The organism is Rhizobacter sp. P2_D12, assembly GCF_056404395.1.
The window spans coordinates 1-10,358 of sequence record NZ_JBFUEB010000159.1; the positions used below are offsets into that span (position 1 = coordinate 1).

Here is a 10,358-nt window from a genome sequence, read left to right on the forward strand (position 1 = left end):
GCGCACGGCGACGCTGCACGGGCCGGGCGAGCTGAGCGAGCCGGAGCTGATGCGCATGGCCGGCGAGGTGTTCGATGCGAACAAGCCGCTGCCGGGCAACCACTACCGCGCCGACGACCCGACGGTGGACCGCGACGCGATGGTGCGCGAGATCGCCGACGAGATGCGCGGGCTGCACCTGGTGCGGGTGCAGCAGGTGGTGAAGGAYGCGAACGGGGTGCCGGTCAGCGATGCGGTGATCGCCGGCGCGGCGCTGACGCCGAACTGGCGCGGCGAGGCSGGCGACGGYGCGCACTGGCTGGGCGGCGAGGTGCCCGAGGGCTACACCTACCTGAGCCACCTGTGGGGCAAGCAGGGCGCGGGCGGRGACATCACCGAGGCGGCGATCCTGGCGGCGCAGCAGCACCTGGGGCAGTCGCACTTCGGGTTCTACACGCGCTGGCAAGGCGCGCAGGGCCTGTACGGGCCGCGGCTCGGGGGCCATGCGCTGACGGACGCCCCGGCGGCGACGGCGCGCATCCCGCGGCTGCACATCACCGAGGCGAGCTTCACGCCGGATGCGGCGAAGATCCTGCGCGCGCTGCCCGAGGCCGAGGCGGCGTCGCTGCCGCCGACGCTGGCCGACCTGGTGTCGCGCTCGACGTCCGATGCCGGCCTGCAGGCGGCCTTGCTGGCGCTGCCCGAGCCGGTGCAGTTCCACGGCAGYGTGCCGCACAAGGTGCTGCGCGCGAGCTACGAGACCTCGCTGCTGCACGAGGGCGTGCGGCTCTATCCGCCGAAAGACCCGGCGGTGGACGGCGGACTGGTGGGCATCCGCGCCAACGAGGAACCGTTCATCGGCCCGCCGGATCCGCGGCGGCAGCTGAACCTGCTGCCCGACACGCCGGAGTTCGCGGYGGTGCAGCGCGCGGCCGAYCACTACGCGCCGACCTTCGACGGCGTGCAGGTGATGGGCCACGCRCCGGCGGTGTACCTGCGCGACCCGGTCAGCGGCACGCACTACACGAGCAACTGGCTGGTCGACAAGGACGGYTCGGTGCTGAGCCCGTTCGAGCTGGCGCGGCGGCTGGACAATTCGGTGGACGGGCCGATCGTGATCCTGTCGTGCCGGCTCGGCGACGACTACCTGCAGGCGCTGGCCGATGCGAGCGGGCGCAGCGTCTACAACCCGCCGGACGTGGTGGCCAGCTTCGTCAACGACGGGCGGCTGACGCTGGACGTCGGGCACGTGCAGCCGGACGCGCACGGCGCGCTGCCGGCCTCGACCACGGCCGACTCGATCAAGCTGCGCGAGTTCACGCCCGGGCCGGTGCGTGAGACCGAAGCGAACTTCGCGCAACCGGTGACCGTCGGTGCGCACGAGGGCACGGTGCCGACGCTGACCGCGCCGCACCTGCAACAGCGCCCGCCGGTCTACCGCGGCGACGGTTTCCAGGGCTACTGGGGCACGTTCGACCCCGCGCATCCGCAAGCACGCATCGACGAGCTGGCGCGCACCTGGCAGCAGGCGCGGCTCGCGGCCGACGTTGGCGATCCGGCGCATGTCGGCACGCCGGGCCACCGGCTCAGCGGCTGGCAGGACATCAGCGCCGACGACGCGGCGCTCGCCGCCTACGGCTTGACGCCGGCCGACCTGCAGCCGCCCGGATCGGGCTTCGTCGCACGCCTCTACGAGCCGGCCGCCGACCACCCGGGCCCCGCGATGAAGCCGCAACTGGTGTTCCGCGGCACCGCGCGCGAGCTCGGCCAGGCGGTCGAGGACTGGGGCAACAACCTGCGCCACGTCGCCGGCCGGCCGTCGCCGTACTACCGGCAGGCGGTGCAGGTCGGGCAGAAGCTCGCGGCCTCGGGGGCCGATGTCGAACTGGTCGGGCACTCGCTGGGCGGCGGCCTCGCGTCGGCGGTGGCGCTGATCAGCGGCCGGCCGGCCACCACCTTCGATGCCGCGGGCCTGAACCCGCGCGTGCGCCGCTCGCTGGCCGACGGCGGTGTCGCGTTGCACGAAGACGCGACGATCAACGCCTACCACGTGCAGGGCGAGCTGCTGACGGGCCTGCAGCGCCGCTCGCCGCTGGCGCGCGCCGAGGGCGAACCGAACCCGGTGCCGGGTCCGGCCGACCGCCTGCCGGGCGTGCGCGGCCGGGTGCCGGGTCTCGAGGCCGGCCGCCGCCACCTGATCGGCTCGATGCTGTCGGGCCTGGACGGCATGCTGCAGCACGTGAAGGCGCGGGCCACGCCGTGGCGTGCCGGCGAGGCGCCGGTGTTCGCGGCGCGCGCCGATGGCAGCGCGTTCGCCCGCTTCGGGGGCGACCAGGGCGCGATCGATGCGCAGCTCGATGCGCTGCTGGCCGGCACGCCCGAGCAGGTGCGCGCGCGCGCCGGCGACATCGGTTCGCTGGCGCACGAGGCGCAGCTGATCCGCGACGTCGCGGCCCAGGCCCGTGGCGACAGCGTGCTGCCGCTGTACGGCCGCGACCGGCACCAGCTGCACCAGGCCTTCGAGGCGCGCTTCGTCGACGGCACGCCGGCGGCCGCGCTGCCGCAGGGCCTGGCCCAGCTCGATGCACAGGCCGCGCGCGTGGCCGAGCGCCTGCACAACGAGCTCGGCATCGACCTGCGCGTGCACGACGGCTACGTGCCCGACCTGCTGGCGCGCCAGGCCACGGCGTCGACACCGGCCACCACCGCTGCGCCGCCGGGTTCGCGGCTGGCGCGCATCGCCGCGCCGCTGCGCGCCGGTGCCGACCGCCTGCGCTTCCTGGCGGTCGCGGCGCAGTTCGACCCGAAGCTGGCGGCCACCGAGATGCTGGCGACACTGCGCGGCGCCGCGAAATCGACGCTTCGCAACGTCGGCAGCTGGACCTACGGTCCGCTGGCCGTGGTCGCCGCGACAGCGGTGCAGGGCCCGGCTTTCCTGGGCGGCAACGTGTTCCAGATCATGGCGGTGTTCAACCGCGGCCGCACCGGGGCGGTGAACGGCGGCAGCGCCGGCTGGGGCCGCATGCGCGAGAACGCGTTGCGCGGCGTGCTGAAGGGCGAATCGTTCGAGCAGGCGGCGGTGCACCTGGACCGCATTGCCGGCTGGCGCGGCAACGTGCTCGGCCTGACCCGCGCGACCGTGCGCGGCGACGTGCTGAAGCTGCGCGAGAACCTGCATGCGGTGCATGCCGCGCGCCAGGACCTGGCGGCGCTGCAGCGCACCCATGCACCCGACGACGCGCGGGTGCTGGATGCGCAGGCGGTGCTGAAGGACGCCACCACCGCCTACCGCAAGACCGCGCTCGGCAGCCGCACGATGGCCTTCAACCACCCGCTGGGCAACCCGGTGCGCAACCTGTCGCTCGCGGTCAGCACGGCCAGCCTCGTCAGCTTCTATCACATGCATGCCTTCGGGCCGGGCTACCTGCCGATCAACGGCCTGGAGCGCGGGCTGCTGATGGCGCCGTCCGCGATGCTGCTGGGGCTGCAGGCGCACTACATGTACCGCCAGGCGCGCTCGCTCGCGAACCCGTTGGTGCAGTCGCTGAAGAAGGCCGAGACGGCGGCCTTCTGGCGCCAGGCCTGGCCCTACCCGGCGGTGATCGCCGGCGACGCGACCACGGCCGTGATGGGCTTCGCGAGCGGCCACCACGTCGAGGGCGCGGCCTATGCGGCGCGGGCGCTGCTGAACACCGCGCTGTGGCGGCTGGTGATGAAGCGTGCGCAGCGCATCGACCCGGCCACCGGCAAGACGCCGTGGTGGTATGGCGTGAAGGGGCTGGCCCAGGTGCTGCACCCGACCAAGCCGCTGAACCCGACCGTCAAGCACTGGACCACGGTGGCGGTGGTCAGCGGGCTGCTGCTGGCCAGCGGCACCGCGTTCGTCGCGCACATGAAGGCGAGCGGAAGCGGGCCCACGCCGCCGGCGCCGCCGGTGCCGGACCCGGGCGACCCGGGCCTGGTGCCGACGCCCGATCCGACGACGCCGGCCCCCGGTGCGACCAGCACGGCCCCGCCGCCGGGCACCGGGTCGACCGAGCCGCCGCCGACCACCGACGCACCGCCGCCGACCCGTCGGCCGAAGGTGGCCGTCGCGGCCGACGGGCAGTCGTGGTGGCAGATCGCGCAGGCGAACCGCGACACCCTGCTGACTCCCGAGCACCGGCAGCGCATCGAACTCGAAGGCCTGGGCAGCCATGGCCAGACGGTGCTGGCGCTGGGCGAGCTGCTGGCGCTGAACCGCGGCGCCGGCCCGGTGCGTCCCGGCACCGAAGTGGTGGTCAGCCGGGCCTGAATCTCTTGATGGAGCGACACACGATGGACACCACCCCCGACGCAGCCCCGCCGTTGAACGAGGTGCTGCAAGGCATGATTTCCTGGCGCAAGACCGAGCGCGACCTGGAGCGCATCGCCGCCGACCCGGCCAGCCTGCCGGGCTACGACAAGCTGCCGGCCGACGTGCAGGCGCTGGCGGGCGAAGACCCGATGAGCTTCTGGATGCTGTGGCAGCTGTCGCAGGAGGGCGTCGACCTGAACGCGATCGACACGCTCGGCCAACGCCTGGACGACGCGCTTCGGCGCGCCGGCTGGGATGGCGAATCCCCGCCGAGCGACGCGCAGTTCGATGCGGCGGAGACCGAGTTGCTCGCGCTGCTCTAGAACCGGGCCGGCCCGCATCCCCTCGGGGGATCGACCGGCGTACCCGCCGGGCGAGGGGTTGTCATGCCGCGGCTTGCGCGACGATCCAGTCGCGGAAGGCCCGCAGCGCCGGCACCTGCGCCTTGCCCTCGGGGTAGCACAGGTGGTAGCCGGCCTGCAGCTCGAATTCGCCCGCCGCCGTGCCGTCCAGCGGCGCGGTGACGACGCCGTGGTCCAGCTCGTCCTGCACCAGGCAGCGCGGCACCAGCGCGAGCCCCATGCCGGCCATCACCGCGTGGATGATGGACGTGTACTGGTCCAGCGTCGGCCCGGCCATCGGGTTGAGGTCGTGCACGCCGTGCCGCTGGCACCAGGCTTCCCACGCACGCGGCACCGTCGCATGCTGCAGCAGCACGTGGCGTGCCGCATCCTGCGGCCGGCGCAGCGGCGGCGGCTTGGCGGCGCGCGGCGGCGCGATCACCACCATCGTGCGGCCGGTCAGGTAGTCGGCCATCGCCCCGGGCCAGGTGCCTTCGCCATAGCGGATCGCGCAATCGAGCTCGGGCAGGTGGAAGTCGTAGCCCTGCGAGAACGGCACGAAGTGCAGCGTGACGTCCGGGTGCGCCGTGCGAAAGCTCGGCAGCCGCGGGATCAGCCACTTGGCGCCGAAGCTCGGCAGGCTGGACAGGTGCAGCGCCCCGCCCGAGTCGCCGTGCGCGATGATCTCCAGCGTGGCCGCCTCGAGCGCCTTCATCAGCGGCTCGACGCGCCCCAGGTAGCGCTGGCCGGCCGGCGACAGCAGCAGCCGCTTGCGCACGCGCTCGAACAGGTGCGTGCCCAGCATCGCCTCGAGTTCGATGACCTGCTTGCTGACGGCGCTCTGCGTCAGGCACAGCTCTTCGGCTGCGCGCGAGATGCTCAGGTGCCGTGCCGTCGCGATGAACGCGCGCAGCAGGTGGATCGGGGGGTGAAGACGTGCAACGATCATTCTCTCCTGGAATGAAGTCAGGCCGATTATTCGATTGGTCGGGCACGCCGGCAAGCCCAGAATCGTTGCAACCCCAGACTGCCGCTGCGCCGCCGACCATGCTGCATCCGAACGCTGTTTCCGTACCCGCCGTACCCGTCGTATCCGACATCCCGCGCCACCAGCCCCTCGCCGGCCTGCCGCGCGCCGCGTCGCCCGGCATGCTGCAGCAGCTGCTCGCGGCCGAGGACGATGCATCGCACCATGCCACGGTGCTGTCGCTGCTGCAGGCGAATGGTTTCGACGCGATGAGCTACGGGCGCCTGCGCGGGCTGGCCGGCGGCGGCTGGTCGTGGACCGACGCGGCCGCGTATGGCGACGCCCCGGTGCTGGGCAGCGATGCGCGGCACCCGGAGCTTGACCCGCGCCTGGCGCTCGCGCTGCGTTCGTGCCTGCCGGTGTTCTGGAACCTGGACGAGCTGCTGCGCTGCCCGCCCGAGCGTGCGCACTTCGTGCAGCAGTCGGTGGCGCGGCCGGGCTTCCTGTCGGGCGCCACGCTGGCGCTGGCCGGGCCGGGGGCGGGCGAGCGCTCGGTGGTGCACCTGCTGTCGCGCCGCGCGCACATCGGCCGCGACATCGACGATGCGCTGTTCGGCCGCGTGCTGGTGCTGGGCCTGGGCGTGCACGACCACCACTCGCGCACCCGACCGCCCGCGGCGCCGGCCGCCGGCGGGCTCAGCGCCAGGCAGCGCGACGTGCTGCGCTGCCTGGCGGTGGGCCTGGCCGACAAGCAGATCGCCGACCGGCTCGACATGTCGCTGCACACCGTCGACTACCACATGCGCCAGCTGCGCAAGCGCTTCGGCGCGCGCAACCGGCTGCAGTTGACGCAGCTTTCCTCCGAACGCGCCATCTGATCCCGGATTGGCGTCCGGGCTGCGGACGGCAGCCCGGATGGAGCGCAGCGCAATCCGGGACGCGGCGTGAGAGGCGATCAGGCCATCACCTTGAGCAGGCCGCCGGCCATCTCGCACAGCAGCTCCTTCAGGGCCGGGTAGCCGGGGTTCAGCTCGAGGGTCGCCTCGTCCATGTAGAGCCGGCGGTTGATCTCCAGCTGGATCGAATGCCGGCCGCGCGCCGGGTCGCCGCTGCGGCGCACCAGCTCGACGCCCTTGTACGGGTGGTTGTGCGTCACATGCCAGCCGCGGCGCGCGAGGAAGTCCACCAGCCAGGCGCTGAGCGTCGGGTCGGCGGTGCTGCCGTCGCGGTCGCCGACCACGAAATCCGGGTGCACCTCGCCCGGGAACTCGGTCGCGTGCGAGGCCGCGACCGACGGCATCGAATGGCAGTTCAGGTGCACGCAGTAGCCGTGGCGCGCATGCGCCTCGTCGAGCGCACGCGCCAGCGCCGCGTGGTACGGGCGCCAGCAGTGGTTGATGCGGTGGCGCAGCTCGGACGGCCGCAGCCGGCGCCGGTAGATCGGCACGCCCTCGTCGGTCAGCCGCCAGGCCAGGCCCTTGCCGAGCCGCGTCTTCGGGCTCGCCGCGACCGGCGCATCCCAGGGCTCGCACAGCAGCTCGGCATCGATCTCGTCGATCGCGCGGTTGGCATCCAGGTAGCTGCGCGGGAAGTGCGCCTGCAGCAGCGTCACGTCGAGCAGCGGCGCGAAGTCGAACAGCTTCTCGACGTGCGTGTCCTCGGCACGGCGCAGCAGCGCCAGCTCGCAGGCGTAGTCGAAGTCCTCGGGGTACACGGTGCCGCTGTGCGGCGAATCCAGCACCAGCGCCGAGCCGCCGGGCTGCAGGGTCAGCGCGGTCTCCTTCATTCGGCCTCGATGCCGGCCAGTTGCGCGACGCGCTTCATCTTCGCGACCTCGGCGACGATCTGCGACTGGAAGGCCTGCGGCGTGTTGCCGAGCGGGTCCAGCCCCTGCGCGGCAAGCTGCGCCTTCAGTGCCGGCTGCTGCAGCGCCGCGACGGTCGCCGCATGCAGGCGCTGCACCACCGCGTCGGGCGTACCCGCCGGGGCCACCAGGCCGAACCACGACGGCTCGTTGTTCGACGCCAGGCCGACCTCGGCGAAGGTCGGCACGTCGGGCAGCACATCGAGCCGCTTCGGCGCCGACACCGCCAGCGCCCGCACCTGCCTGGCCTGGATGATCGCGAGCGAGGACGGCAGGTTGTCGAACAGCACCTGCACGTGGCCGGCCAGCAGGTCGTTCTTCGCCGGCCCGGCGCCGCGGTACGGCGCGTGCAGCATCGCCGTGTGCGTGCCGGCCTTGTACAGCTCGGCCAGCATGTGGCCGAGCGAGCCGTTGCCGGGCGACGCGTAGGCCAGCTTGTCGGGGTTGGCCTTCAGCCAGGCCAGGAACTCGGCATGGTTGCGCGCCGGCACCGACGGGTGCACCACCAGCACGATCGGCGTCGTGGCCAGCGCCGTGATGGCGCGGAAATCCTTCTCGGCGTCGTAGGCGAGCTTCTTCTGCGTGGCCGAGTTGACGCCGTGCGTCGACGCGGTGGCCAGCCCGAGCGTCAGGCCGTCGGGCGCGGCGCGCGCCACCTCGGCCATGCCGATCGCCCCGCCGGCACCGGCCTTGTTGTCGACCACCACCGTCTGCCCGAGCAGCTTGCCCATCGGCTCGCCGACCAGGCGCGCGACGATGTCGGTGGCACCGCCCGGCGCAAAGGGGACCACCAGCCGGATCGGCTGCGATGAGGCCGGCGCAGCGGCCCGCGAGAGTGCCGGAAGGCAGGAGGTGGCAGCAAGGAGGGTGAAGTCGCGGCGGCGCATGAAGGCTCCAGAACGGTGACGATGGGCTGCGTTTCATTGTGGTTGCGCGTCCCTTGCGAAGGGCTGAAAGTTCCGCCTCAACTCATTCCGGATCGGAATCAACTTTCCGGCGCGTCGTCCAGGTCGCCGGGCCGGCTGTTCTGGATCAGCTGCACGCGGTTGCGTGCGCCGAAGCGCTTGCGCAGCTGGCGCATGTGGTAGTCCACGGTGTGCATCGACAGGGCCAGCCGGCCGGCGATCTGCTTGTCGCCCAGGCCGCAGGCCAGGTACTGCAGGATGGCCTGCTGGGTGCGGTTGGGCGGCTGCAGCGGCGTGGGTGCCGCGGGCTCCGGCGCCCGCTCGGCGGCCTGCGCCTGCAGCTCGCGCAGGCACAGCCCGAGCGTGACCACCTGGCCGATGCGCGTGTCGTCGTCGGCCAGCCCGTCGCCATGGCCGCGCGACAGCAGGCAGACGACGGTGCGCTCGCCGGCCTGCGCACCGGCCAGCGCCAGCATCACGCCCGAACGCATGCCGGTGCCGGCCAGGTCCTCGATGAAGCGGCGCTGCGCCGGTGCCGCCGCGCGGCGCAGCCCCTCGAGCTGCCACACCACCGGCAGGCGCGAATCGAGCGCGGCCGCCAAGCGCGGGTCCAGCTGCTGGTAGCCGAGCGCGCGGTAGCGGCGCTGCCAGTCCTGTGCGCCCACGGCATCCCAGGGCTCGAGCAGCTCGGTGCCGTGCGCACTGCGGCGCACCGGGCCCCAGGCCAGCCAGTCGAAGTCGAGCAGGTCCATCAGCTCGTGCACGAGCCGGTGGCGTTCGTCGTCGCGGTCCATCGCCAGCAGGTGCAGCAGCATGGACGGCGCGCGCGCCGGCGCCGGAGTGAGGCTGTCCATCGCGAGTCCTTCGAAGCTTCCCTGCCTGTAGACGCGCAGGCGGAAGCCCCGAGGGCTCACGGTGTTGCGTTCGGAAACAAGCGCTTCACTTCGCCGGGCACTGCCTTGTCAGATGGCCCTGCATCTCGGCGCGCACGTCGCCGCCGTCGGCATAGGTCGGATGCGGGCCGAAGTGATCGAAGTGCGCCTGCAGCAGCGCGAGCCCGCGCCGGTAGCTGTCGCAGGTCTCGCCGCGGTCGGCCGGGCGGCCGAGCGCGATCAGCGCCTTGCCGAGCCGGAACAGCGTCATGCCGTGGTCCCATTGCGACAGCAGGTTCGAGCGCGCGCCTTCCGGCGCCTGGTCGAACGCGGCGGCGGCGCGGCGCGCCACGTCGACCGCCTCGGCGCGGTGGCCGGCCGCCAGCAGGGACTCGCTCAGCTCGCCGGCGAAGGTGGCGTAGTCGACGCGCAGCATCGCGTTGTCCGGGTCGGCGCGCATGCGCGGTTCGAGCACCTCGACCGCGCGGCGCCGGTCGGCGATCGCGCCGGGCAGGTCGCCCATGCGCCGCGTGACCTCGCCGTGGTGGTCGTAGGCGACCGCGAGGTTGGCGGCGACCATCACGTTGTCGGGGTACTTGGCCATCAGGCGCTGCAGGATCGCGGTGGCCTGGTCCAGCTCGGCACGTGCGCGCGGCCAGCCGGCGGCGTTGTCCTCGTGCGTCAACAGGAACACGCTGCGCATGCCGTGCATGCTGGCCAGCGTGCCGCCGACCTGGGCGTCGTCCGGGTGGCGCGCGTTCAGCTCCTCCAGGTAACGGATGCTCTTGTCGGAGGCCTCGAAGAAGCCGTCCTTGCGGCCGGACAGCGCGATGCCCTGCGCCTGCGTCGCGGCCAGCCCGCTGCGGATGCGCAGGTCGGTGTCGGTCTCGGCAGGGCTGGCGCCGGTGCGACGGTCTTCTTCCACCAGCGTCTCGCCGTCCTGCAGGCCGGCGCGGGCGGTGGCGAGCGCGGCGTCGAACTCGCCATCGGTGGTGTGCAGCGTGGCCTGCAGGCGGCGCGTCTGCGCCAGCTCGCGGCGCGCCGCATGCCGGTCGGGCGCGCCGGCCCGGCGGTCGTCGAGCACCGCCTGGGCC

At 73.1% G+C, this 10,358-nt stretch carries 8 protein-coding genes; 3 read left to right on the forward strand and 5 right to left on the reverse strand.

The window, feature by feature from the left end; all coding sequences use genetic code 11:
- Nucleotides 1-4,273 (forward strand): Tle-like phospholipase domain-containing protein (locus tag AC1DYN_RS29890; RefSeq protein ID WP_477965974.1); only part of this gene is annotated, 4,273 nt, incomplete at its 5' end.
- Nucleotides 4,274-4,296: 23 nt separating this feature from the next.
- Entirely contained in the window at nucleotides 4,297-4,638 is a 342-nt protein-coding gene (locus AC1DYN_RS29895; protein WP_477965976.1) for a hypothetical protein, read from the forward strand.
- 61 nt (nucleotides 4,639-4,699) lie between these two features.
- On the opposite strand, the gene AC1DYN_RS29900 is transcribed toward AC1DYN_RS29895, so the two are convergent.
- Nucleotides 4,700-5,605, reverse strand: a complete 906-nt coding sequence (locus AC1DYN_RS29900; RefSeq protein ID WP_477965978.1) for a LysR substrate-binding domain-containing protein — start codon at nucleotides 5,603-5,605, stop codon at nucleotides 4,700-4,702.
- A gap of 98 nt (nucleotides 5,606-5,703) precedes the next feature.
- Here AC1DYN_RS29900 and AC1DYN_RS29905 point away from each other — a divergent pair, with 98 nt between their 5' ends.
- Complete coding sequence (locus AC1DYN_RS29905; RefSeq protein ID WP_477965980.1) at nucleotides 5,704-6,501, forward strand: helix-turn-helix transcriptional regulator; 798 nt, start codon at nucleotides 5,704-5,706, stop codon at nucleotides 6,499-6,501.
- A 77-nt stretch (nucleotides 6,502-6,578) separates the two neighbouring features.
- On the opposite strand, the gene AC1DYN_RS29910 is transcribed toward AC1DYN_RS29905, so the two are convergent.
- The 4 genes from AC1DYN_RS29910 to AC1DYN_RS29925 form a co-directional block, all read right to left on the reverse strand.
- Nucleotides 6,579-7,409 (reverse strand): N-formylglutamate amidohydrolase, encoded by an 831-nt coding sequence (locus AC1DYN_RS29910; RefSeq protein WP_477965982.1) that lies wholly within the window; start codon nucleotides 7,407-7,409, stop codon nucleotides 6,579-6,581.
- Nucleotides 7,406-8,374, reverse strand: a complete 969-nt coding sequence (locus AC1DYN_RS29915; protein WP_477965984.1) for a tripartite tricarboxylate transporter substrate-binding protein — start codon at nucleotides 8,372-8,374, stop codon at nucleotides 7,406-7,408. The genes AC1DYN_RS29910 and AC1DYN_RS29915 overlap by 4 nt, the downstream gene beginning before the upstream one ends.
- Before the next feature lie 98 nt (nucleotides 8,375-8,472).
- Nucleotides 8,473-9,246, reverse strand: a complete 774-nt coding sequence (locus AC1DYN_RS29920; RefSeq protein WP_477965986.1) for a helix-turn-helix transcriptional regulator — start codon at nucleotides 9,244-9,246, stop codon at nucleotides 8,473-8,475.
- 85 nt (nucleotides 9,247-9,331) lie between these two features.
- On the reverse strand, nucleotides 9,332-10,358 hold a 1,027-nt coding region (locus AC1DYN_RS29925; RefSeq protein WP_477965988.1), incomplete at its 5' end, for a tetratricopeptide repeat protein.